General features: G+C 41.8%; 36 protein-coding genes and 1 tRNA gene. 30 read left to right on the top strand and 7 right to left on the bottom strand.

What is annotated here, in order from left to right:
* Positions 1 to 13: 13 nt before the first annotated feature.
* The 15 genes from BUB11_RS07935 (at position 14) to BUB11_RS07870 (ending at position 9,884) form a co-directional block, all read left to right on the top strand.
* Positions 14 to 1,294, top strand: coding sequence for a phage major capsid protein (locus tag BUB11_RS07935; protein ID WP_073029217.1), 1,281 nt, complete (start codon positions 14 to 16; stop codon positions 1,292 to 1,294).
* 52 nt (positions 1,295 to 1,346) lie between these two features.
* Positions 1,347 to 1,775: a hypothetical protein gene (locus BUB11_RS07930; RefSeq protein WP_073029215.1), complete on the top strand. Its 429-nt coding sequence runs from the start codon at positions 1,347 to 1,349 to the stop codon at positions 1,773 to 1,775.
* 56 nt (positions 1,776 to 1,831) lie between these two features.
* Positions 1,832 to 2,380 carry a hypothetical protein gene (locus BUB11_RS07925; RefSeq protein WP_073029213.1) on the top strand — a complete coding sequence of 183 codons (549 nt, stop codon included), beginning with the start codon at positions 1,832 to 1,834 and terminating at the stop codon, positions 2,378 to 2,380.
* 61 nt (positions 2,381 to 2,441) lie between these two features.
* Entirely contained in the window at positions 2,442 to 3,008 is a 567-nt protein-coding gene (locus BUB11_RS07920) for a head-tail connector protein (protein WP_073029210.1), read from the top strand.
* Complete coding sequence (locus BUB11_RS07915) at positions 3,005 to 3,322, top strand: phage head closure protein (RefSeq protein WP_073029208.1); 318 nt, start codon at positions 3,005 to 3,007, stop codon at positions 3,320 to 3,322. Before BUB11_RS07920 ends, BUB11_RS07915 begins: the two co-directional genes overlap by 4 nt.
* A 1-nt stretch (position 3,323) precedes the next feature.
* Positions 3,324 to 3,761, top strand: a complete 438-nt coding sequence (locus tag BUB11_RS07910) for an HK97 gp10 family phage protein (RefSeq protein ID WP_073029206.1) — start codon at positions 3,324 to 3,326, stop codon at positions 3,759 to 3,761.
* Positions 3,761 to 4,144, top strand: a complete 384-nt coding sequence (locus BUB11_RS07905) for a DUF3168 domain-containing protein (protein WP_073029204.1) — start codon at positions 3,761 to 3,763, stop codon at positions 4,142 to 4,144. The genes BUB11_RS07910 and BUB11_RS07905 overlap by 1 nt, the downstream gene beginning before the upstream one ends.
* A gap of 15 nt (positions 4,145 to 4,159) precedes the next feature.
* The gene (locus tag BUB11_RS07900; RefSeq protein WP_073029201.1) at positions 4,160 to 4,858 is read left to right on the top strand and encodes a phage tail tube protein; all 699 of its coding nucleotides are present in this window, start codon (positions 4,160 to 4,162) and stop codon (positions 4,856 to 4,858) included.
* Between the two features lie 11 nt (positions 4,859 to 4,869).
* Complete coding sequence (locus BUB11_RS07895; RefSeq protein ID WP_073029199.1) at positions 4,870 to 5,196, top strand: hypothetical protein; 327 nt, start codon at positions 4,870 to 4,872, stop codon at positions 5,194 to 5,196.
* A gap of 41 nt (positions 5,197 to 5,237) precedes the next feature.
* On the top strand, positions 5,238 to 5,525 hold the full coding sequence (locus BUB11_RS07890; protein WP_159436911.1) for a hypothetical protein: 288 nt from the start codon (positions 5,238 to 5,240) through the stop codon (positions 5,523 to 5,525).
* A gap of 4 nt (positions 5,526 to 5,529) precedes the next feature.
* The gene (locus BUB11_RS07885; RefSeq protein ID WP_073029195.1) at positions 5,530 to 7,218 is read left to right on the top strand and encodes a tape measure protein; all 1,689 of its coding nucleotides are present in this window, start codon (positions 5,530 to 5,532) and stop codon (positions 7,216 to 7,218) included.
* Between the two features lie 17 nt (positions 7,219 to 7,235).
* Positions 7,236 to 7,580, top strand: coding sequence for a DUF6711 family protein (locus BUB11_RS07880; protein WP_073029193.1), 345 nt, complete (start codon positions 7,236 to 7,238; stop codon positions 7,578 to 7,580).
* Between the two features lie 72 nt (positions 7,581 to 7,652).
* Entirely contained in the window at positions 7,653 to 8,579 is a 927-nt protein-coding gene (locus BUB11_RS07875; protein ID WP_073029191.1) for a recombinase family protein, read from the top strand.
* Positions 8,560 to 8,769, top strand: coding sequence for a TFIIB-type zinc ribbon-containing protein (locus BUB11_RS26945; RefSeq protein WP_207650031.1), 210 nt, complete (start codon positions 8,560 to 8,562; stop codon positions 8,767 to 8,769). Before BUB11_RS07875 ends, BUB11_RS26945 begins: the two co-directional genes overlap by 20 nt.
* A 539-nt stretch (positions 8,770 to 9,308) precedes the next feature.
* Complete coding sequence (locus tag BUB11_RS07870; protein WP_073029189.1) at positions 9,309 to 9,884, top strand: sce7726 family protein; 576 nt, start codon at positions 9,309 to 9,311, stop codon at positions 9,882 to 9,884.
* Here BUB11_RS07870 and BUB11_RS07865 read toward each other — a convergent pair.
* Positions 9,853 to 10,899 carry a beta family protein gene (locus BUB11_RS07865; protein ID WP_242947498.1) on the bottom strand — a complete coding sequence of 349 codons (1,047 nt, stop codon included), beginning with the start codon at positions 10,897 to 10,899 and terminating at the stop codon, positions 9,853 to 9,855. The two genes, BUB11_RS07870 and BUB11_RS07865, sit on opposite strands and share 32 nt — an antisense overlap.
* 194 nt (positions 10,900 to 11,093) lie before the next feature.
* On the opposite strand from BUB11_RS07865, the gene BUB11_RS28725 reads away from it, so the two are divergent.
* A complete protein-coding gene (locus BUB11_RS28725) occupies positions 11,094 to 11,225 on the top strand; it encodes a hypothetical protein (protein ID WP_282433988.1) in 132 nt (43 codons plus the stop codon).
* Positions 11,226 to 11,361: 136 nt separating this feature from the next.
* Positions 11,362 to 11,532: an aspartyl-phosphate phosphatase Spo0E family protein gene (locus tag BUB11_RS07860; RefSeq protein ID WP_073029184.1), complete on the top strand. Its 171-nt coding sequence runs from the start codon at positions 11,362 to 11,364 to the stop codon at positions 11,530 to 11,532.
* Between the two features lie 927 nt (positions 11,533 to 12,459).
* Here the strand turns inward: BUB11_RS07860 and BUB11_RS07855 are convergent.
* The 5 genes from BUB11_RS07855 to BUB11_RS07835 all read right to left on the bottom strand — a co-directional run bounded on the left by BUB11_RS07855 (position 12,460) and on the right by BUB11_RS07835 (position 14,387).
* The gene (locus tag BUB11_RS07855) at positions 12,460 to 12,759 is read right to left on the bottom strand and encodes a hypothetical protein (RefSeq protein WP_084110209.1); all 300 of its coding nucleotides are present in this window, start codon (positions 12,757 to 12,759) and stop codon (positions 12,460 to 12,462) included.
* Positions 12,756 to 13,049, bottom strand: coding sequence for a hypothetical protein (locus BUB11_RS07850; protein WP_143187576.1), 294 nt, complete (start codon positions 13,047 to 13,049; stop codon positions 12,756 to 12,758). The genes BUB11_RS07855 and BUB11_RS07850 overlap by 4 nt, the downstream gene beginning before the upstream one ends.
* Before the next feature lie 17 nt (positions 13,050 to 13,066).
* Positions 13,067 to 13,282: a helix-turn-helix domain-containing protein gene (locus tag BUB11_RS07845; protein WP_073029180.1), complete on the bottom strand. Its 216-nt coding sequence runs from the start codon at positions 13,280 to 13,282 to the stop codon at positions 13,067 to 13,069.
* Between the two features lie 298 nt (positions 13,283 to 13,580).
* Positions 13,581 to 13,787 carry a helix-turn-helix domain-containing protein gene (locus tag BUB11_RS07840; protein ID WP_073029178.1) on the bottom strand — a complete coding sequence of 69 codons (207 nt, stop codon included), beginning with the start codon at positions 13,785 to 13,787 and terminating at the stop codon, positions 13,581 to 13,583.
* Positions 13,788 to 14,132: 345 nt separating this feature from the next.
* Positions 14,133 to 14,387 carry a helix-turn-helix domain-containing protein gene (locus tag BUB11_RS07835; protein ID WP_073029176.1) on the bottom strand — a complete coding sequence of 85 codons (255 nt, stop codon included), beginning with the start codon at positions 14,385 to 14,387 and terminating at the stop codon, positions 14,133 to 14,135.
* Positions 14,388 to 14,540: 153 nt separating this feature from the next.
* Here BUB11_RS07835 and BUB11_RS07830 point away from each other — a divergent pair, with 153 nt between their 5' ends.
* From BUB11_RS07830 to BUB11_RS07775, 12 genes are all read left to right on the top strand, one after another.
* Complete coding sequence (locus BUB11_RS07830) at positions 14,541 to 14,882, top strand: hypothetical protein (RefSeq protein ID WP_073029173.1); 342 nt, start codon at positions 14,541 to 14,543, stop codon at positions 14,880 to 14,882.
* Between the two features lie 57 nt (positions 14,883 to 14,939).
* Entirely contained in the window at positions 14,940 to 15,125 is a 186-nt protein-coding gene (locus tag BUB11_RS07825; RefSeq protein ID WP_073029171.1) for a hypothetical protein, read from the top strand.
* 25 nt (positions 15,126 to 15,150) lie between these two features.
* Positions 15,151 to 15,474, top strand: coding sequence for a hypothetical protein (locus tag BUB11_RS07820; RefSeq protein ID WP_073029169.1), 324 nt, complete (start codon positions 15,151 to 15,153; stop codon positions 15,472 to 15,474).
* 89 nt (positions 15,475 to 15,563) lie between these two features.
* Entirely contained in the window at positions 15,564 to 16,706 is a 1,143-nt protein-coding gene (locus BUB11_RS07815) for an FtsK/SpoIIIE domain-containing protein (RefSeq protein WP_073029167.1), read from the top strand.
* Entirely contained in the window at positions 16,660 to 17,328 is a 669-nt protein-coding gene (locus BUB11_RS07810; protein WP_073029165.1) for a replication-relaxation family protein, read from the top strand. The genes BUB11_RS07815 and BUB11_RS07810 overlap by 47 nt, the downstream gene beginning before the upstream one ends.
* A gap of 2 nt (positions 17,329 to 17,330) precedes the next feature.
* Positions 17,331 to 17,639: a hypothetical protein gene (locus BUB11_RS07805; protein WP_073029162.1), complete on the top strand. Its 309-nt coding sequence runs from the start codon at positions 17,331 to 17,333 to the stop codon at positions 17,637 to 17,639.
* A 124-nt stretch (positions 17,640 to 17,763) separates the two neighbouring features.
* Positions 17,764 to 18,384, top strand: coding sequence for a hypothetical protein (locus BUB11_RS07800; protein WP_084110208.1), 621 nt, complete (start codon positions 17,764 to 17,766; stop codon positions 18,382 to 18,384).
* Between the two features lie 21 nt (positions 18,385 to 18,405).
* Entirely contained in the window at positions 18,406 to 18,660 is a 255-nt protein-coding gene (locus BUB11_RS07795; RefSeq protein WP_073029158.1) for a hypothetical protein, read from the top strand.
* Between the two features lie 12 nt (positions 18,661 to 18,672).
* The gene (locus BUB11_RS07790; protein ID WP_073029156.1) at positions 18,673 to 18,987 is read left to right on the top strand and encodes a hypothetical protein; all 315 of its coding nucleotides are present in this window, start codon (positions 18,673 to 18,675) and stop codon (positions 18,985 to 18,987) included.
* Between the two features lie 196 nt (positions 18,988 to 19,183).
* Positions 19,184 to 19,723 carry a helix-turn-helix domain-containing protein gene (locus BUB11_RS27755; RefSeq protein WP_200797886.1) on the top strand — a complete coding sequence of 180 codons (540 nt, stop codon included), beginning with the start codon at positions 19,184 to 19,186 and terminating at the stop codon, positions 19,721 to 19,723.
* Between the two features lie 204 nt (positions 19,724 to 19,927).
* A complete protein-coding gene (locus tag BUB11_RS07780; protein ID WP_073029154.1) occupies positions 19,928 to 20,740 on the top strand; it encodes a hypothetical protein in 813 nt (270 codons plus the stop codon).
* Positions 20,741 to 20,758: 18 nt separating this feature from the next.
* On the top strand, positions 20,759 to 21,499 hold the full coding sequence (locus tag BUB11_RS07775; RefSeq protein ID WP_073029152.1) for a hypothetical protein: 741 nt from the start codon (positions 20,759 to 20,761) through the stop codon (positions 21,497 to 21,499).
* Between the two features lie 195 nt (positions 21,500 to 21,694).
* Here the strand turns inward: BUB11_RS07775 and BUB11_RS07770 are convergent.
* Positions 21,695 to 21,768, bottom strand: a tRNA-Trp gene (locus BUB11_RS07770).
* Between the two features lie 227 nt (positions 21,769 to 21,995).
* Between BUB11_RS07770 and BUB11_RS07765 the strand changes: the two genes are divergently transcribed.
* The gene (locus BUB11_RS07765) at positions 21,996 to 22,823 is read left to right on the top strand and encodes a PHP domain-containing protein (protein WP_073029150.1); all 828 of its coding nucleotides are present in this window, start codon (positions 21,996 to 21,998) and stop codon (positions 22,821 to 22,823) included.
* Positions 22,824 to 22,825 lie beyond the last annotated feature (2 nt).

The following is a 22,825-nucleotide window of genomic DNA, read 5'->3' as shown; positions in this document are numbered from 1 at the left end:
AGAGGGTTTAAAAATGAAAGTACTGTTAGCAAAATTGGCTCAACTAGAAGTTGAGGCAAAAGGTTTATTGGCCAACGCGGATGCAAAAGCCGAAGATATCACTGCAAAAATGGAAGATATCAAGAATGTCAAAGCCAAGATTGAAGCCCAAAAAGTTGTTGATCAACTCGAAGCTGATCGCATTGCGGCAGAAGCTCAAGCAAATACTCCGGTAAACACGCCTGTATACGCTCAAGCAAAATCGAATGCGGCCCCTAAGCTCTTCAAAAACCTCGTAGACCAACTCGTGGCCGTTAAAGCAGTCGCAACCGAGGGAAGAGTTGACGAAAGGCTTGTGCAGTTAAACAAATTTAGCAACGCGGCACTTGGCGGCAACGAAGGAACTGGGGCAGACGGTGGTTTTGCGGTGCAAACAGATTACGCTGGTTTAATGATGGAAAGTGCTGTAAAAGAAAGCGGCATCTTAAACCTGGTAGATAGTTATGAGGTTACAGATGGATCAAACAGCGTCAAGTGGGTCGACGTTGATGAAACAAGTGTAGCTACAACTGTTTTTGGCGGGGTTCAAGTATATTGGGCATCTGAAGCTGCGGCAGTAGCAGCGAGTAATCCAAAGCTGACGGAGAAGGAACTGAAGCTTGAGAAGTTAATGGGCCTTGCTTATGCAACCTATGAACTCGAAGCAGATTCCAGCTTTGTTAATACTCTCTACACTCGCGCATTCACGACTGGAATTAGACGAGAACTAGAAAATGCAATCATTGCAGGAGATGGAAAAGGTAAACCTATCGGTTTCCAAACTGGTGGTGGAGTTGTAAGTGTTGCAAAAGAAGCAGGGCAAGCAGCGGCCACTATCCTATGGGAAAACCTTTCCAAAATGTATCATCGTTCCTTGGATAAATCATCTATGGCGTGGCTAATGCATCCAGATTGCGCTGAGCAATTAGACTTCTTGGCCTTCCCTGTAGGGGTTGGTGGGGTACCTGTTTATCTTCCAGCTAGCGCAGCCGGAACAATCGACACCCTACGCGGTAAGCCGATCCTTGAAAGTGATCATTGCGCGGCCTTGGGTACTGTCGGAGATGTCAATCTTGTTGACCTTAAACAGTATATGTTGGCCTACAAGGGCGGGATTGACGCAGCCACCTCTATGCACGTCCAATTTTTGACCGCACAGAACTGTTTCAGGTTCATCTTCCGCGCTAACGGCATGCCTAAGAAAAACTCTGCGCTGACAATTAAAAACTCTGCTAATAAACGTTCAAGCTTTATCACTCTCGCAACCAGAGGTTAATCTAGGTTTACATCGCACCGTTATGAATTTAATTTAAGGGAGGTACCATCAAATGTTAACTAAAGCAATCGAAGGATACCGCACAAGGGTAGTTATGGCCCTTCAGACCACGGCAAATGCAGCTGATGATTATGTTTTACCCACCGGTGGAGCTAAATCACAGATTCTGCGTTGCATCGTTACTATGGGTGATGCTACAGACCTAGTATTGACACCAAAAACCGCTGATGATGCAGCCGGAACCAATGCTGCAGCAGTAGCGGCAGACTTGCCTATCTATGTAAACGGAGTTCGCCAAACAGATGCTAAAGCCTATACTGTTGCTGATGCAACCGGAAACTTTATCGTCGATTTTGTAGTTGATCCAGCAATCATTCCCACGGGAAAATATATCGGGATGAGCTATGGGAACTCGAATGCAGCGAACCTAATGTGCGCCACTATCGTTGAGGATGTAGCTTATAAACCGACAGTAGCGTAATAACAGAGGCCCTTTAATTAGGGCCTCAAACTTTTCAAAGGAGGCAATAAACAAGGATGGACAATAAGCAGAATATCTTGGGATACAACAGTGACAATAATCAGTTTGAATCTACTCTGGTAACCGCCGATCCTGATGGGTCTATCATTGAACGATTAGAAGACGTAAAAGAAAAGATGGGGCGCTGCGTAAGCCTTGGTCAAGCTGCGGCTTCGCTTACTGGCACAGCCACAAAGTTTACCGTGACCGGAATCGTTAAGGTAACGCGCCTCGGCGCTCTTGTAACGACTGCCATACCGGCGGGCGCTAACACATTAAAATTCTCATTCACACCGACCGGCAGCACTGCCAAAGATTTATGTGCTGCTACAGACACCGCTAGCGCTGGAGCACAACAATTATTTTTGGTAGACGGAGTCAAAGCCACCGCACTGACCAAGTGTACAGACGTGGGTATTGGCGTCTTAGCGGCAAACGCAAATATGCCCCTAATTCTCGGTCCCGGAGTAATCCAAACGATCTACAGTGCAGGGGCTCCTGCCACTGGAGCATTAACCCTGTTTGTCGAATACGAGCCTCTTGTGCCAGGTGCAATGATTAGTTAACAAATGATTTGGGGAGAATTCCCTCTCCCCAAATCCCTTTAGGCAAAGGTAGGTGAATCTAATGAGCCTTAAAGTAATTACCCCACCGGCGACAGAGCCCCTGACGCTGACGGAAGCGAAAAACCACCTAAGAGTAGACGGAACCGCAGATGATACACTGATCACCAGCCTTACAAAACAAGCCCGCGAATGGTGCGAAGATTATCAAGGTAAGAAATTTATCACACAAACTCTTGAGTTAGTTCTCGACGCTTTTCCGAGCGGAGATATTGAATTCAAGGCGTGTTCTCCAGTTCAATCAGTTACAAGTATCAAGTATACCGACAAGGACGGCATTGAAGCCACACTTGCGGCCACGGAATACATTCTAGACAACGACAGTTTTGTTAATAAAATTGTCCTAGGCTATAACAAGCAATGGCCATCGGTTAACCTGCAACCAGTTAATTCTATACGAATTCGGTTTGTGGCTGGTTATGGAGTCGCATCAACCGTTCCAGAATCAGTTAAATGGGCAATGGCTCTTCACATGAAATTACTCTATGACGATTACAGACCCGATGAGCGTTCAAAGATTGAAAAAGCAAGAAATGCCTTACTAGGCATGCAAAGGGTGATGCCTACATGAAGTCAGAAGAATTAAGGCTACAGCTTACAATAGAAACGTCAACAGCTACACGCGACACCGCAGGAGGGCAAATACTATCATGGGCCACTTTTGCTACCGTCAGAGCGGCAAAAAAGCATAGCTCATCTCGTGAGTTTTATGCGGCCCAAAAAATCAATTCTGAAATTACTGACCTTTACACAATAAGGTACCGAACAGGAATAAACGCCAAAATGCGAGGTATCTGCGATGGTAAAACTTACGATATCTTAGGCGCTAATGATCCGGATGGTAAGCGAAGAGAAATCTATATACTCTGCAAGGTGGTCGAGTAACATGGCGCGGACAGGGCTCCAAATTGAAGGGTTGCAAGAGATTACTCGAAGGATTGGATCATTTCGCCAGAATCTTTTTAATGAAATGGGCTCTATCGCTAAAGAAGCAGCTGACATTGTGCGCGATGAAGCTAGAGCGCGAGCCCCAGCCGGTGAAACTGGCGAACTTAAGGCTGGAATCATCAGCGCTGTGACTTGGGATAAAAACAAAAGTAAAGCCTTCGCTGGTGCAGGTATGGACAAAGCCAAGAATGACATATTCGTAAAATTTAGTGCGACAGGTAAGCGATATTACTACCCTGCATCAGTCGAATATGGTCATGGCGATCCAAAGAGAGGCGAAAGACCGTTCTTACGTGTATCGCTCAAAAAGAAAAAAACAGCAGTGAAAAATCACATTTCATCAAGAGTTAGAGCTTTGGTCGAGGGGGCTAGATAATGACATTTGAAGAAGAGTTATATAGTTACCTCTCAAGTCATAACGGCACAATTGCCCTTGTTGGGGATAGAATTTACCCTGGTAATGCTCCCCAACAAGTTACGAAACCGTACTGCACTTTTCTCAAAATTTATAGCGACCGTGAATACTCACATAGTGGCTATAGCGGGCTTGAGCATATCGATCTGCAAATAAGTTGCTTTAGTGAGACATATTTACAGTCGATACAGATAGCCAAACAGGTCACCTTGGCAATAGAAGCATGGACCACAGCTAATAACAACGTTCAGTCGGCACTCCAGCAAGGGACCAAAGATTTATATGCAGATCAAGTAGAGCTCTACCATTGCGCGGTGGAGTTTTCTATTTCTCATTCGTTTTAAGGAGGATTGGTAAAAATGACAGGTGCAAAATCAACTTTTGGAACAACCTTAACCAGGGCAGGCAGCGCCATTGCGGAGATAACCAATATAAGTTCACCAAAACTAACTGCGGGTGAAATCGATGTAACCTCAATGGATTCCGCAAATGGGTACAAAGAATATATTCAAGGCATGCGTGATGGCGGTGATGTATCGGTAGAAGGAAACTTTATAAATTCTGACACCAATGGACAAGTTGGTTTAGTTACTGATTTCAACGCTGGTACCGTTCAATCTTTTGTAATTACTTTTCCAGATGGTACCACATGGACGTTCAGCGCATTCGTCAAGGGATTTGAACTCGACGATGCCGAAGTTGAAGGAAAAATGGGCTTTAAGGCTACATTGAAGGTAACAGGCAAGCCTGTTCTAGGCATCACGGCCGCGCCTAATCTGACTGCATTAGTCGTTACAACCGGAACATTGATCCCTGCTTTTGCAGCTGGGACCTATGAATATGTTGCCTATATCTTAACTGGAGTAGCGTCAGTAACCATTACCCCAACATGCGCCACAGCAGACAGTATCACGGTGGATGACAATGTAGTTGCGACAGGGGTACCATCAAGCGCAATTGCTTTAGGCGCCGCCGGTTCAGTTACAACTGTCGAAGTCGTAACGACAGATGCTGGTAAAGCTGATACCAAATACACCATCCATCTGACCAGGGCGTAGGAGGAATTGAGATGAGAAGTAAAAACGTAACCATAGCCGGCAGGGACATAGTTCTTCGTGAACGCAAAATTAAAGATATTAAAGAAAACCTGATCCCTAAGCTTGGCACAGCTTGGAATGAGGTCTCTAAGGGCGATATTACAGGATTAGTTGATCGCCTCGGAGAACAGATCGTCGAAATCTTCCCTGAGCTCCAAGGCATAGACGTCGAAGAATGCTACCCATCAGAATTAGAGGGATTCGTGGAGGCGTGGATTGACGTAAATTTTACTGGAGTAAAACGCCTACTCGGGCCGCTCATGTCTTTGGCGAAGTTGGGGCAGGACAAGCTAGGGTAAGGTTTGGTAAGGCGTTTGGACAACCTGATTATTGGCAGGAGTTGACCGTAACGGAGCTTAATAAGCTCTTGATCGAATTAGACAAAGTGGAACGTTGGGAGCGATACGATGCGTGGCAACACACAGCATCTATCAGCTCCCTTATTGCTAATATCTGCCGAGACCCTAAAGAACGCAAGGAACCATTTACACTAGCTGATTTCAACCCAATAAAGATACCAGGGCAACCGATAAAACAACAGAAACCAAAGCAAACATGGCAAGATCAAAAACGCATCGTTGAAATATTTAATGCTGCTTATGGCGGCACTGATCGCAGAAAGGGGTGATGAGGTGGCATCCTCATTAGGTGAACTTTTAGTAAGAATTGGATTAGATGCTTCTTCGCTCCGGACTGGACTAAATACGGCAATAAGGGACCTTGGGAGAATGCAGAGTCAAGCCGAGAGAGGTCTCGGTCCTGCCATGAATGCTATCAGTACGGGACTAAAAGTAGTTGGTACGGCGGCAGCTGCTGGCTTTGGAGCGGCTGTAGTGGCTAGTGTCAAGGGTGCTTCTAGTTTAGAGGGCTACAGGAATACTCTCAATATAGTTATGAAGGATCAGAAAAAAGCCGGAGAAACAATGGCTTGGGCTGTTGAATTTGCAAACAAGACCCCTTTTGAAACTGCTTCAGTTGTTGATGCAACTGTCAAATTAACGTCATATGGACTTGTGGCCAAAGAGGTTTTACCTGCCATTGGCGACATGGCCGGAGTTATGAACAAGGACCTTAACCAAGCCGTAGAAGCCGTTGCGGATGCTCAGACTGGTGAATTAGAACGACTCAAAGAATTTGGTATAACTAAGCAAATGATCATTGATCAAGGCGCCAAGATCATGAAAGATAAAGAGCTTGTTAATAGTAAAGGTCAAATTGTAGACCAAGAGAATTTCAACAAAGCCCTATTTTCCCTTATGGATGAAAAGTTTAAAGGTGGCATGGACCTTCAGGCCAACTCAATTAAGGGTCTATGGTCAACGGTTACCGGTTCATTTCAAACGACACTTGCAACCATGGCGGGGATTAGCGCGACTGGAGAAATCGTCGTTGGTGGCTTTTTTGATAAATTAAAGAACGGTATTAAAACAGTTGTAGAAAAACTGGCTGAATGGCAAAAAGACGGAACGATCCAGGAATGGTCAGACAAAGCGGGGAAGGCCTTAAATACGTTTTGGGACATTGGTAGCCTAGTTTTTGATAAACTTGTTGGGGCTGCTAAATTTATATCTGACAATTGGGCTTTAATCGGACCTATTTTGGCTGGTATATTAGCTGGATTCTTAGCTTTTCAGACCACGATAGCTGTTATAAATGCTGTAAAATTTGCCATGGTTGCGCTTAACGCGGTAATGGCAGCAAACCCTATATCGTTAGTCGTGCTTGCGATAACAGCACTAGTGGCTGCCGGTGTTGCTCTTTACATGAACTGGGAAACTGTTAAGGTTAAGGCAAGTGAACTATGGATAGCAATAGAAACGGCATTCGTTAAAGGTGTAAATGGAGCTATTGGAATGATTAATAGCCTCATTGAAAAAATAAACATGATACCTGGGGTTAACGTTCCTCTTATTGCGAGAGTCCAACTGATAACTGAAAATAAATCTAGCGCTAAAACATTAGACGATAGACTTGGTAATAATGCAGATGGAACTGATTACTGGCGCGGCGGATTAACTTGGGTTGGTGAAGAAGGACCCGAGTTAATTAATGCTCCGAGGGGTACGCAAATATTTTCTAATGCTGAATCGATGGCAATGGCAAGGGGGTCAGGAACTCCACTTAACAACTCTTCTTTCGTTAACGATATGGCTAGTGCCTTAGGTTCGGCGTTCTTAGGGGCAATGCAGTTTTCGCAACCACAGCAAACTCAACAAGGACTAACCGCTGTGTTTAATCTTGACGGAACACAGTTCGCTCGGGCAATAATTCCTTTAATTGATAAAGAGAAAAGTAGAATCGGTTCAATTGCCATAACTTAAAAAAGGGGGTGCAATGATTGATTAAAATTAACGGAGTAACAATCCCTTCGCCCTCAAGTTATCAAGTCAACTTACAGGACATTAATAGGGTTGAACGGAATGCAAATGGAAATACCATCATCGAGCGGATTGCGACAAAGCGCAAGATTGATATGAGCTGGAATTACTTATCTCAAAGCGATTTAGCAATAGTATTACAAGCTATTTCTGGTGTTTTTTTTAACGTTGAATATGTAGACCCTCAGGACGGTTCATTGAAAACCGGGACATTTTACTCGGGGGATAGGAAAGCGGGAGCCCTTGATTATCAAGATGGGGTAATGCGATGGAAGGATTCAGGATTCAGTATCAGTGAACGTTGAGGTAGCCTTTAAAAACCCTCGCTGAAAAGTGGGGGTTTTTAGTTTTAGTCGAGGGGGTTTGGAGGCGAAGGCATGCGTGTTACAAAAGAACAAAAATTGATAGCGTTGGACCTTGTAATCTCGCAAGGGAAGACTGTATCCGAAGTCGCCAAGAAGTTTGGAGTAACTAAGCAGTCAATGTTTCAGCACTTAAAAAAATTTCCTGAGTATAATGAATTCCACGAACGCAAAAGAATTAAAGGAATTGAAGATAGAAAAAACGTTTTAGCCATGGGAAGAGAGGGATACTCCCAAACGGTTATTGCACGAGAATTAGGATTAGCACCAATGACAGTACGCGCATGGCTCCTAGAGGACGGAATTGACGCAACTCTAAAAGGTAACGACGATCTTACTTGCCCAGCATGCAATGGGGTAATGAAGAAGCAGGATATGTTTTTTTGGCAGTGTAATAGCTGCGGATCAGAATGGTGGCCAAAGGAGGCGCCCGCTGATACGGATGATTGGACTAGACCCTGGCGTATTAGATATGGAGATGGTGGCAAAGAAATGCTCGGGATCGCTACTAGGATGCGAAGCGAAGGTTATTCATCGGAAGAAATATGCAAAGTGTTAAACGATCAAGGAATAAAAACGCCCAGGGGTGAAGAATGGACGAAGCAAAATCTTAGTCAACAATTTCGAAGGCGTGGGATCGTTAGTCGAGGTGGGGATAGGGCCAAGATAGAGGCCGTTACGAGAACATTAGTAGAAAAAGGAGTGTATCTGAAGGATATCGCAATACGATTGAATTCAGAAGGATTAATGAATGAACATGGCAATAAATGGACTAAGAGCGGCATCTCTTTACTATGTCAGAGGATGGGGATTGAGGTTAAGCGCAGAAAGAAGATCAGCCTAAAAAGTGATTGTGTTATACACCCATGGGTAGCGGATGAAACCGCAAGGTTGGAGAAGAATAGAGCTTGGAGGCGATCTCATGACGTGCCCAGTCTGTAGATGCCTGATGAAATCAACCGACGAAAGTCATCAATGCCCAGAGTGCAGCGGTGAGTTTTTCACTGTAAAGGAAAAGCCGACTGTGGATGAGGGAGAATGGAGCCGGCAAAAATACTATAAGGCTGCACGTAATAGCGTTTCAATTAACCGCTTTGAACTAAGAGCAGGATATCGTCTCTGGTATAGTTAAGGCCCCCAGTAATAAGGCTGATGCCTTTTTCCCGGTTAATAAAATATTATATTCTTCTAATTTATTAATGGCATTGAACATCGCAAAAGGAAATATGTATTCACAAATAGTTGATGTAAAGATAGTGAAGTATACAAGTCTTTTACCCGTTTTTCTGAGATAATAATACATTTAGACCGCAATGAAAGCCCGAAGGATTATAATTATCGCTTCTGATGGAACAGTGCATACTACAAAGACAACGCTGATCGAGAGATCCCCGGGTATAACGAAGTAGCCGTTTATACGCGGTCCTGCGCTATTACGAAAGCCTCTCTCCTTAATTGGAGGGAGGCTTTTTTTTAGCGTCATAAGCTTTCACATATCTTTTTAGAAAAAGTCGACGTGACGAAGACGCTTTAAAGGGCAAGTTTAGTATTAACACTCGGATAATGTCTATTAATTAAGTATCTAAGCAAATAGTAAACATTGACAGCGACAAGCTAAGATATAATAATAGGATAGAGATACTTTACTAGAAAGCGGAGGGATGAAGCTAAATGAAAACTAGGGACATTGATATCCGCAACGTATTACATAGAGAACTTGATCAGGATTTTGCACATGACATAAATACCTTAATTCTCGATGAATTAGGTTTATGCCAAGGTGAAGCAAGAATAGACGTTGCTGTAATAAATGGTTCAATCCACGGCTATGAAATCAAGAGCGAACGAGATACACTAGAAAGGCTACCAAATCAGGTGGATATTTATAACAAAGTACTTGATACTGTCACAGTAATTACTACTGTTAGCCATATAGATGGAGTTCTTGATGTTACTCCTCAATGGTGGGGTATTCAAGAGGTTCAACAAGTTGAGGATGACGTAATTGGTTTTGTTACAATTCGCCATCCCAAGCTCAATCCATGCGTAGACCCGTATTCACTCGTACAATTATTGTGGCGTGACGAAGCATTATTTCTGCTACAGGAGTGTGACTTAGCGAGAGGGTACCTGAGTAAAGGAAGAAAGCAAATTTGGAAGCAGCTAGCAGAGAATATTCCTCTAGATGAATTGAAGTATCACGTTAGACGAACTCTCAAGGCGCGACAAAACTGGAGATCTGGCTAGCCGCTAGTGATAAATGATGATTAGTTCCAACTCGTCTCCAAGTTTCGGCATTCCCTGTACTTGCCGTCCCTTTGGAGCAATTCATAATGTATTCATCCCCCCAACTAAATGATGCTCCGGAATACTCTGGTAAAGCAACAATCTTTTTGCATTGATCTTTCGTTTGTGACCATGAAAGTTTCCTAACACTTACTCCCTTAACAAGTAGGTAAACGTCCCTCGCACTATAGCGAATGCTTGCACTCATTTGCATTAGTCGCGGATCAATTTCTACATAGGACGGATGAGCAATAGCGTAATCGCCAAACGAGGGGATTCTTTTTATTGTGCCGGACTTGCTGTTTATCAATTCCCAAATAGACCATTCAATTCGTGGAACAATACCGATTGTGTTAGCACTAACTGCAGACAAGTTTTCAGGAAAAGACGATCCTACAAATGTAAGAGTACGCCACTGATCTAGAAATGGGATAGAATTGATAATACTAATTAAGGCGATAACCGTCGTTTTTTCATCACCAACGTGCTTGAAGTCTAGAACTAAATCCACTCCTTCGGGGGAGATTCCAAGTGAACTAAGAAGGCTTTTTAATCTGTTGTCCAAATCTACGAAATCTTCGTCAACCATTCTGAAGCATACTCCGAAGTTGTCTACCCTATTAGCATTAACGACTTCATCGTTGTAACTGTCATCTCTATCCCAACCAGTAACAGGTATAACGTGGAGTCTTCTAACGCGGCATTCACTTAGAGCAAATCCTAATGGATGAGTTCCGTTTTTCATAGCCTCGGTATCATCTATTTGATCTAAGTCAAGGAAAACCGGGGCCTTTCCCCAAGCGCATTCGATCTGTTCACCGATTTTCTCTAAATGTCCATCAATTGATTTTGCTGGCACTTCATTCACAAAATCATAGGGCAACGGCACAATCTCAATCATAGGAGTTAAAAATTCTTTATGGTTTGGGGCTACGAGTTCAAGTGCTTTTTGCTCTCCTCGTCTCCATTTGAGAATAGGAACATAATGTAAGTGGTTAAAGATAAAAACTCCCCCTTTCTTAATTATTACTTACCTTTCAAGATTTTTGTTTAAATCCCTACCCTGTGACACTATTAATGGTTACGCGACTATTTTTGCACGCAACAAAGTGGCTCTTACAATTATGGTAAGGGCCTTTTTGCGTTATAAGGATCGAGCAGGTACTCTCGATGACCGAAGAAAAGCTCGCCGGCAATCGAATGATGATCTTCCGCTGTCAGGGCGAGATCGATAGTGAGCTGAAGCCCTTCGAAATCAAGTTCGAACTGAATACCTGTAAGTGGTATCTGTGGAAGATGTGAAGTCTCGAGCCTAACCAACCACTTTACTTCCTTACTCTCTTTCGACAAAACATTACCTTTTGGGCCTATTGAAATCGGTAATACATAGTACTAGAATATCCAAGTGAGCATTTTTGCTGAGGAGGGTATTCTAGTAGTGAAACTCAATGTACTCGATCGGATTGAAGAATTAAGATTACAGATGCAAGAAATTGCTTTGGACAAAGATCTTTCGGATCCCATAGTGGTAAGGGTTAGTGAAGATCTTGATGCATGGATTAACAAGTTTTACTTCAACCATAAAAAGAAGAAGAGAAAACAATTGTAAACGTAGAAAGGAGAGTTGCCCCGGCTCTCCTTTTTCGTGCCTCTAGGATTGATCTCATTGAGGTTAGTGGCTTTATTTCCACAAGAAGCTCATAAACCATTCTTCTACTGGCAATAAAGCGAATAACTCTGCCTGTACATATTAATACTAAATTTAAAGAAGGCATTATGGTTACAGGAAAGTAGATTAAGGGATATGGGAAAAGATGAAAATCCTAATGGCCTCGATCGAAGTCCTAGCCTGGTTCGAAAATGGTATTCCTCACCCACACAGATCGAAGCCCGATGGCAAGGAGATCCGGAACGAGTAAGTTCTCTCGATGACCCCGGAGAAACTCGCAGGTAATCAAATTTTAGCTAAAAACGTGAAAAGTGGTTTCTGTGGAAGATGTAGCACTTCTTAATGGGCATCATATACTGATATAAATAAAATATTCGGCCGAGACTCTTGAACAGTCCCGACCAAATAAAAATGGACATCAGTTATCTAACTAATTATAACATGACAGAAATTATCCCTAGGACTAACGTTGCAAAAGATGTCATAAGAATGAGTGATTGAAATACTGACATGCTTGATCACCTCCTATTTTTACTAAGAGAAGAATAGCTAACCCTCCCAAGTAAGCGTTCATGCTCTCTACCATTAAACTATGATTGCAACGGTAAGAATGTTAATGCCCCCATCTGCTCAATAGCTGGGGGCATGCTCTATTTCGTTGTATTTTTAATCTCGCTTACTGACTTCTCGATCTCCCGGACCGACTCTAGCAGCCTGGCGCTTGCCTGTTGTACTCCCGTTCCGGACGGCGATTTTTATGATTAGCCAGAAGAGGATAAGAGAGAGAAATCAGAGGATCAAGAATAGGAGTGAGAGGTGGAGCATTTTATAGGTCTCAGCTATTTGCGGATAAGCTTAATTTATTAATTAATTATAATCCTTGTTGTCGAGATCCCATCTGAAGAGATAATCAAGAAGTAAACCCATAAAAAATAGTTCTTGTATCTTAAACATTTCCGATCTTTTAAATTCCGACCTACCAGACATTTTGTCATAGAAGGCTTGAGGAGTAATCCCAATGGTATCAGCTACATCCTTACCGCTCAATGGAATTCTTGCCATTTCAGCTTTGAGGTTTTTAAACATTGCATTTAACCAACTTTCTGAAATTGATAAGGACTCGGATTTAAATCTGAGTTCTATCTTATGTCCTGTCGTGTCCCTCATCCGTCTAATTCGTTATAATATTCCTGTTCATATTCAATTTCATTTTTGGTTCTGAGGACGTACTCTCCATCATGGCCGGTAACTAACTCAAAGCCATCCTCGGATAAAGTATCAAGAACAGTAATAAGGTCGAGATCTTCACCTTCATGTTCACTGGATAGGTCAGATGTTTCAAATGTCCAATATTCCTTGTGAGTTTTAGAGTGGATGTTCCTTGTCAGAAGACCATGTTGACGATATTTAACTGTCCTAAATTTTGGTTTATCTTCATCTTTAACCATTAAAGTCATTCCCTTCTGTTAGATGTTTAATATTTGCTTTTTGCCTTCTCTTGTTTTTGCGCATCGATCCACTCAAAGAAATCCTTCTTCTCAACCCGCTTGGAAAGACCTATCTCAAAGTTAGGAATACCTCCAGCAGTGAACTTAATTTGAAACAACTCATATACACGCCTGCGGGAGATCCCGAGGTAATCAGCAATATGCTGAGCCGTGAGTATTTCAGGGAGCTCATCTTTATTCATGTGTAGACATCCTCTCTCAGTTCTGAAGATCTATATTGAACTAGGATGTCCACATGAGATAAACAATATTGGGTGGCTTAATATTAAGCTGCCCTTAACGGTGCTTGTCCAGAAAACGTTCGAACGCTGGACAGGCAGTAAGACGGACGGTAAGTAATTGATTTTTCGTTTTTCTAACGTACTAACTAAAACCCTGAATGCTATGGGAGAGTTAGAAGCCAGGAATACGATAACAGCGACATAAAGAAGTAGGGGAAAGGAAAAAAAGTAGGAACTAGGGGGCAACTGACGGGATCTCCTACTTAGCCTTCTTCTGTTTCCGTGCATCGATCCACTCGAAAAAGTCTTTGCTATCCACACGAATTGATGCGCCAATTTGAAAATTTGGTATTCCTCCGGCCGATGGATAGGTCTGAAACAATTCGTATACACGCCGGAGAGATATTCCTAGATAGGATGCTATGTGCTTGGCTGTTATAATTTCAGGGAATTCGTCTTTATTCATAAGGTTAATCCCCTCCTTTTGGTTTAGAGTGCCCACAGGAGGGGATTAAAATAGCTACCTGTCCAAAAAACGTTCGTTCACTAGACAGGCCGTAAGTCGTTCACGTAAGAATTCAGGAACCCAAAAAGCCCTGAGCCAGTGTTGGCACTTTTTGACGTATATGAGACAGAAAGGGCACTCACTTAATGAGCACCCATAATAAGGGACTCCTCAAAATTCAGGAGTCCCTTATATTTTCTTTTATAAAAACCCATGTAATAGGCCCAATTATAGGGCTTTTTAAGCTCCATTGAACCGATATTTTAAGAAACTACACAACTTTTTATATGAAATACAGCCTATTTCTTAAAAGTCGATTGGTTCATCATCGGCAGAATCTACGAACTTAGGTGATTCCTTTACATATTCCAAGAGATCACCAGGCTGACAGTCCAAGGCAGCACAAACTCTGTCAATTACTGATACATCAAAGCGAGTAATTTCACCTTTATATAAACTGTAGAGAGTGTTTTTATTAACACCACTTAATTTTTGAAGTTCTGGTATCTTCATATTTCGTTTTTCAAACATAACCCGATCCAGTTTGAACCTGATTGCCATACTTAATCTCCCCTTCTAACATCATTATAATACGAAGTGTGGAAAAAGTACAATAAACATTTGACAATGAACAATATATAAAGTACAATGAAGTCAATACAAAATACATTGAACGCTGACCGATAGACAAAAAGTTTTAAAGGAGGAAGAGAATTGAAAACATACCTTAAGGATTACTCCATTGAGGGAAATGCATTAATCAATGGATGCAGCGAACTTGAAGAGGTGATTAACAACCGGCAGGAAAAGTTCATGCTTACAACAGAGTACCAAAATGCAAAAGATAAGGCGGAGGCTGCTTTAAGGGAAATCATGCTACTATTACCGGCTGAACGTAAAATCTTCATGGACGTAACAGACGCATTTTTCACAATGGAGAGTATTTGTTTTAGCGCAGGATACCGGGACGGAATGAGCGATCTTATGGCAAGTATGACACTTAATAAATTAGGACTTACCAGGGTTGAATATTATGACCTACGAAAAGGGGCTTAATCAAATCGGCAAGCACTTGCGAATATCAAATTAATCACTTGCTTGGAGGGTAATGGAATGTCGGAAACAAAGAGCCTTACCATTCATGAGGCTGCAAAGATCATGGGGAAGTCGGATCAATTTGTCAGAATCGGATTACAGAGAGGAATTCTGCCATTTGGATCTGCAGTTAAGTTAAGCACAAAGTGGACTTACTATATTTCTCCTTCTAGGTTTTATGAATACGTTGGTAAATCAAACTAAACTCATTCACCGGAGGTATAACAAAATGACTAGGGAACCAGCGGAAAATATCAACGATCTTATCCAGGAACTATTTTGGGAAAGGTCAAGAGCCTGTGATTACTACGAAAGTGGAGAGTACGAAAAACACTCAAACAAGTCCAGAGCGTTAGACAAAAAACTTAAAAAGCGTTTAGGCAAAAAACGATGGAGAGAGTTATTCTGGTACGTATATGGCATTGATGCAGTAAAGGGTGAAGAACTTGCCGGTCTTCAAGGTTCATGTTATAAACGAGGATTTAATGACGCTTTAATCCTAATGGGTGAGATTGAACGAGCCAAGAATGGACTTCCAACCATATTCAACTAAGCCGATAGAGAATAGGTACCCCCAATTTGTGAGTACCTAAGTTTTCAGATGAAGTCAATTTGACTTCGACTGATAAAGGGGGTTGATCCATGCCAGAGAAAACCGTTAAGCCGGACATCTTAGGACTGACGGCATCCCTTATAACATGGGGTATCAAACAATTCAAAGGAAAGGGTATTCAGGACGTTATTGAGGCGGTCCACTTGCAGAACAAGGAAGGGCAAAGGCCAATACTCAGGAAAAAGCATCCGACAGATAACGGAATAGATTATGTCTTTGCTCTACCGGCTGGCGTGGATCGGTCCGACTTCGAGCGTGAGAGACATTACTTTGAAAGCTATCTCAATTCCATTGTGGAGTTTGAGGCCCAAGGCAGGAAGTTAATTCTTAAAACTTATAAGGCAAACTTCAAAAAGAAGATACCCTTTGACTTTAATCCTTCGTTATACCCTGAAATGTTCGCGCCTTTCCCAGTAGGCAAAACTCCTGATGGGAAGACACTCGTAGAGGATCTTTATAATCTCCCTCACATGATGGTAGGCGGGCAAACAGGATACGGCAAGACTTCCTTCCTCCTTGTAGTCATGGTTGCCTGTCTTCTCAGTGGGGTTAAGGTATCAGTCGTGGACCGCAAAGGGGTGGATTTTCCCCGCTTTGCTCCCTGGGTTAACTTAGCGCTTACAGATGCGGATACTGAAGTTTTGTTACAGCAGCACATTCAGGAAATGCACCGTAGGCAAAGGATTCTGAGAGAGGCAGAGTGCCAGAATTTTGCAGAGTACGCAGAACATTATAATGATTTGCCGTACTTGGTACTGTTTATAGACGAACTAACACAGATCAGGAATAAGGCTTGCTTTGAAGCCATTGGGGATATGTCTGTATTGTCCAGGGTAAGCGGGATCAGTATGATCTTGGCTACCCAAAAACCGGGAGCGAAGATCTGGGACGGATTCACTGACGTTAGATCCCAACTATCCGGGGCCATGTGTTTTAGGGTCAGGGATCAGACAGATAGTCAGATTGTACTAGGGTCTGGCAACACAAGGGGTGCAGAGCTTCCAAAGATCAAAGGCCGTGCGGTGTGGAATAACGATCAAGACCAAATAGTCCAATCAATGTACCTAACAGCTAAGGAAGCCTATTCTGTGCTTATGGAGCGGGTGTCAAAGGGGGTGTATTCATTTGCAAACGCAAGCAATGACGAATGTACAGAAAGGATCGACACGTGATAAGTCCATTATAGAAACTATTGGCCTTTGTGGAGTAATGGACACCGAACAACTAGCAGAGCTATTCTTTAGATTCCCCACAGGAATGAGGAAATGTCAGGCAAGAATGAAATGCCTGGTAGATCGGAAACTGGTAAAGAAAACTAGATTATCCTTGGACACACCTTCTGTTTATTATCAGGGCAAATTTCCTCACAGGTTAGAGCATGCCAGGGCTTTGTCATGGATTTATGTATGGTTCATGCGGAAGACAGGGGAGAAGCTTCTTACTTGGGAACGAGAGGAACTAAAGGAGTTTGGTGACATCTTGCAAACGGATGCGCTTTGCTCAGTTAAGATCACTATGACAGGAGAAATAAGATGGTACTGTATTGAATTGGATCGCGGCAGTGTGAATCGATCTAAGTTTGATAAGATCGAAAAGTACATTGCCCTATACAACCGTGAAGGCGTTGCTGGATCCCCAATGCTCAAGCGGCTTGGTAACCCTCTAAGATTCCCTAAAGTGCTCATTGTGACCGACAGCGTGAAGCGAGGCCAACGGATCAGGGAGCTTGTGGCCGACGCTAACACTAGGCTAAAGTTCGAAGTCCACTTACTTAGCGCAATTAAGGAGGGGTAAGTATGATCCCAGCAGTTCCACCATTGATTAAGGTTATGACTGTAGTTCTGGCCGGGTCTATAGTCTTATCACCGGTTCCCCAAGCAGAGCCAGCACAGGCAGGGATCGCTAACAAGATCACTCAAAAAATTATTAAAGAAATCCACGAGAAGAAAAAGCAGGACGAGAACCCCAACTATAAACCTAAAAAGAAACTGCCGATCATTGGAGGATATAAGCCAGGTAAAGATCTATTGCCCAAAGGAACGACCCCGGAGAAAGTACGAAGTAAGATATGGTCCTCAATTAAGAGTGACTTAGGGTTTAAATAAAGTCACCAATCCCCCGGGGTTACTACTAGTGAGGTAGGGGCCATACAAGGGTGCGATTTCAAATCACACCCTTTCCGTGAACTAGGTTTAAAAGTAAATGAAGCGAATCAAAGGGGGCGCGAAATTGAGAACAGCAAACGACTTAATTATGCATGACTTGTACACCAAAGCATTCACTAATACTTTGCACGCATACATGGCCAACGAGCAGCAGGATGTAAAACCTTTCATCAAGAAGATGATCGTGTACGGAGTAAAGGCAGTAAATACAAAAAAGGATCGTGAGACCATAACTCAAGAAGATGCAGAACGAGATTTTCAGTATGTGGAAACAATAAAACTTTTCATGGGATCATTAACGCCGGCTGAATTTGTAAACCTATTCCCCATAAGGAAAGATTACCGGGGCCACAAATATGAGTGTAAAGATTACTTTTATACAAGAGATTATATCAAGGGTCTTAATCCAGTTAACCCAATTGGCGACGAAATGACCATGTTCTTGTGGGAATACACAAATTGGGAAATTAATATGTTTACTGTTCACATTATGGGGTGTATGAGCAATCTAAGGCGGTTAGCCGGTCAATCCTCTCTGATGGAAGAATGGATAGGGATCATGGAGGGTAAGACCTATACCATGCACACGGACCTCAAAGGCACGCAGTTCTTATTCGATAAAGAAACGGGGAAAACAACTAAGGTTAATAAGCGGAGATCCAAGCATTTAAAACTTGTTAGGTAGTGGGTGTGGAGGAGAAAGAACATGAAACCTTATTACGACCTTGACCTTACCACCAGAAACCGAATCATAGGTCTTATAAAGCAGTGTGAGATTTCTAACCTTGGCAATGTGTCCTTTGAGTATTACCCAACACCTAGAAATGAAGCAAAGACATTTCACATGGAGCAGAATAATTTAGGATGGGAACTTGTCGTCAGTGAAAGACGATCCGGCACCAGGGACGTATATGAGATCGTTGGGGATCAAATAACGTATGATTACTCTGAAAAGGATTGAGGGGGCTAAGGCATGATTATTGATGGTTACGAGGGCATATGCACCGGGTGCTTTGAACCCATTAAGAATGGTGACGGTTTTAAGTTCAGAGAGAGCGGCAGAAGTTTTCACAAATGGTGCGTTGAGAGTAATCCAAATGGCTATTACATCAAGCTAGAGGAGATTGAAGGAAGATTCGAGACGGCCAGTCAGGAGGAGCTGCCAAGACTAATGACGGAATTGGAACAGGCCTATTCAATCCCAATGCTGAACAACGAGGTCTTTAACAGGGACAATGAGGATGTCATAAAGCTTTACCGAAGGATCAGTAGTGCAAGGGAGCTTTAACTTTAGACTCCATGAAAGACACTTATATGAGCTGTAGAAGACATAGAAAGCAAAGAGGGTAAGATTTTCAGTACCACTACTGCCTTTGTTACAACCTCCAAGGAGTTGACGGTAAGATATCCGTAGATTATGGATAACATTAATTCCGATAAAGTGGGCATCTTATACTAAGTATTAAATGGAGGTGGAAGTATATATGAAGAAAAGTGTTATTAGGTCTTTCAAAAAATGGGCTACGATAACTAAATTGAGAGTAATATACGCAAATCAACTTAAGAGGCAAAACAATTTAAGTATAAACACATTAGAGGGTAACATCGATTACGGAAAGGTAGTTAATAGCCGATACCTAATAGGTCAAGGAATTGAACCTACTGAAGAAAACTTACAAAAAATGAAGATGGAAATTAACGAGCAAATTGTGGAATGGAATATGGAACATCCCCCAGTGCCAAAACAAGAAATAGAAAAATATACCCTAACAACAGCTGCTACAGAAAAGTTTCGAATTACTCTTCGTGCGGCCCGTGTAAACAGAGGGTTAACCCTTAAAAATGTTGCGGCCCTAACAGGAAAAAGTGCCAAAACGATCGGAAGATATGAAATAGATTCCTCAAATATCTACTTAAATTTAACCCTCCAGTTAGCAAATTTATATAGGGTTCCATTAGATATGCTTTATATCGGCCCAGAAATTAATCTGTTTAATTTGGACGAGAAGGAAATGTCAGCTTAGTCAGATGCTTATACTTAGTAAATATGATTTATTAGCCTTTCTCCTTAATTGGAGGGGGCTTTTTAAATTTGCAAAGAAATGTCTTAAAGAGATGCGATAATAAAATAAAGTTTACTTTCGACAATTAATAGCAGGTAATTTTTTAGCTTACGGGGAATATACAAAGAAAAACACTTTTGAATCAAGGAGAGGTGAGCAGTACTGGTGTTTAAGCAAATAAAAAAATACTGGTGGGTTTTGTTGCTACTTTTATACCTTGTTATTTTTGTGTATAGACTAGTAACAGTGGTTAAGATTAATGGTCTTGATCTGGCAACTATTACGGTGTTTTTTGCATTTATCCAAACACTAATACAAAATTCTGAGCCAATAAAAAAATTACTACTATTCATGCATTTTTGGTTTACAAACATCCAATTTTCTTGGAATTATACTGCTGATTTTATGGTGCCATCCGCTTCTCTTACAATTATCGATGAACAATTTTTAAGAAATTTGGTTGGCAAGGCAATTAGCCAAAATAAGAATCTAAAGATAAATACGCAAGATATACAATATTTCTCACGAAAAAAGAATATGGAAAGTATCATTACTTTTGATAATTTAGGGGTAAATCTCGTGTTTACAAAATCCCAGGGAGATAGTATTGAGGATCTTGAAAATAACGATATAACTCATTTTACTGTAAACGGAAAAACACTTGTAAGATATCGAAAAACTAAAGAAGTTTTAGATGAGTTTATAAGTAGTGTTTTCGCTGGCTTAGAAGAATCACTTACAAATATTCAACAAAGAAAATTCTCACTTGAGATTAAATCTGGAGAACAAGATCACGATTATTTTAAAAAACTCTTTATAAGAGGCATAGAAAGCCAAGAAGTAGATCAATTCAATTTACAAAAAAGACCGGGTCGATGCAATTTACATGCTAGTGAAAAAAGAATATACGTTTTTTCCCCAAACAGGCAGGACTTGGTTATTAGCGTGAAGAATCTTCTCTTTAAATTGTCAATTTAAGGAGAAGGAGAAAGAGTTATGCCGATATCAGCTAAACTATTTCGCATTGAGCGATATCCTACTAGTCTACCAATTGAGACTATTCCAGTTACATTCAATCCTCAGACAGATATTACTTTAAGGACAAAAGTGGAATTACTGGGTCAGAGTGAGTATGGAGACTTAACAAAATTACAAATCGCTCACGATACAGGGCGTGAGTTTGCAGGAATAGGGTACTCAGAAGAACAAGGTAGGATTGATGATCTAATACACATTGCAAATGAAAATCTATTTCCAGCTTTTGTAGATGATGAGCGACAATGGCTAATTAGCGCCTATTCTTCTAAACAAGTTTTTAATGCTGCATTCAAACGTTTACGAGCATGGATGCCGGTGGATGCCAACGAGAGTCAGCTTAGAGCAAGACCTGTAGGCATAGACCTTCTTAGAATGAAGGCTTCATATGACTTGCAAGCAGAGGGACCGCAGATAAAAGGTGGGTGGTTTAGTCGTATACAACTATTAAATGTAGATGTCGCCTATATAGGTGGAATTGACGTATCTACCAGTGAAGATTGGGGTCGTTATGAAACAAACGGACTTATATCCGCAATGCGAGTTGATTATCCTAATGACGATCGTGACCTAGAACCTTCTAGACTTCTTCTGACTAAAGATGGGTCAGTATTTAGTTATAAAACCCTCCCAGAGGGGGAGTTTTTGAGACTAATCTTACCAATATTTGATTTTGCCAAGCAATTTATAACTGAAGATTAGTCTATCATCCACCACATGGTCATATTGAACTAAGACTCTCATTGGACGATGGGGGTCTTTTTGATTGCTCATGTATTATACTATTTGGTATCCTATTGTAACTTTAGTCCCCAAATAGTCCCCAAACGAGCATTCAACAACTTAAAGAGCAAAATAAAAAACACCGCAAACGCTTGCGGTGTCTCATTTTTTGTTTGGCAGGGGATGAGAGAGTCGAACTCCCACTGACGGTTTTGGAGACCGCTGTTCTACCATTAAACTAATCCCCTATATTTTTTGCAACGAAGTGAATTATATCGGAAAAAGGTGAATGTGTCAATATGCTTTCCGAAGATTCTTTGGAAATTGAATTTAATTTAGAAATAAGCAGGCAGGATTTTTGAAGAAAAACAAGAATAGGCATACTATAATAAAGTATGTCTATGATCACTTTGTGGATTTATGGCAAGGGTTATAATAATCCATAAAGCAAAAAGCTAATGAGGGAGGGGTGTTTTTGAGGTCCGATTTACACATTCATACTCATGAATCTGATGGATTGCTTTCCGTAGAAGAGGTCATTAACCTTGCGCATGCTAATAAAATCCAAACCTTGGCCATTACGGACCATGAAAGTACACAAGCTATTAACAAGGCTGAAAGTCTTGCTAAAGAACTAGATATTATAATTATCCCTGGGGTAGAATTGCTAACGAGCTATCACGGGCATGAAGTGCATCTGCTTGGGTATTTCAATGACGTGAATCATCCGGTCCTGCAAGAACGTTTAAAGGAACTTCGAGCACAGCGTACTGATTTAGCCCATGACATGGTTGAATGCTTGAAAAACAGTGGAATTTCTCTAAAGTGGCAAGATGTTGAGAAGGAAGTCGGAGCAAATGGAGCTGTTACTAAAGGGCATATTATGAGGGCCATTTATCATCAGGAAGATGGCAACACTAAGAAAAATTGGCGAGAAATAGCCGCTCATTTCCGGCCGGGGGGAGTTGCCTATTTACCCTATTTAAACCACGCCTTTGAGGATGCAGTGGATCTAATATTTTCTTGCGGCGGACTGCCAGTGGTGGCTCATCCAGGACTGCTTTGGGATCCCCAGATAGTGTTCGCTCTGTTAGCCTACCGGCCTATAGGACTTGAAGTATACTATGGGTATTGGGAAAGACAATCAGCGTTAATAAAATACTATACTGAGGTTGCTGAAAACTTTGCGATCATTGCAACAGGCGGCAGTGATTATCATGGACCTTCAGGGTATGTAAAACTGGGTCAAATGGATATTCCCTATGACAGCGTTATTAAGCTAAGGTCTTACTTAACAATTTAATC

This window comes from Desulfosporosinus lacus DSM 15449 (assembly GCF_900129935.1).
Classification (GTDB): domain Bacteria; phylum Bacillota; class Desulfitobacteriia; order Desulfitobacteriales; family Desulfitobacteriaceae; genus Desulfosporosinus; species Desulfosporosinus lacus.
The sequence above is the reverse complement of the archived record's forward strand: the minus strand, read 5'-3'. Positions and strand labels throughout refer to the sequence as shown.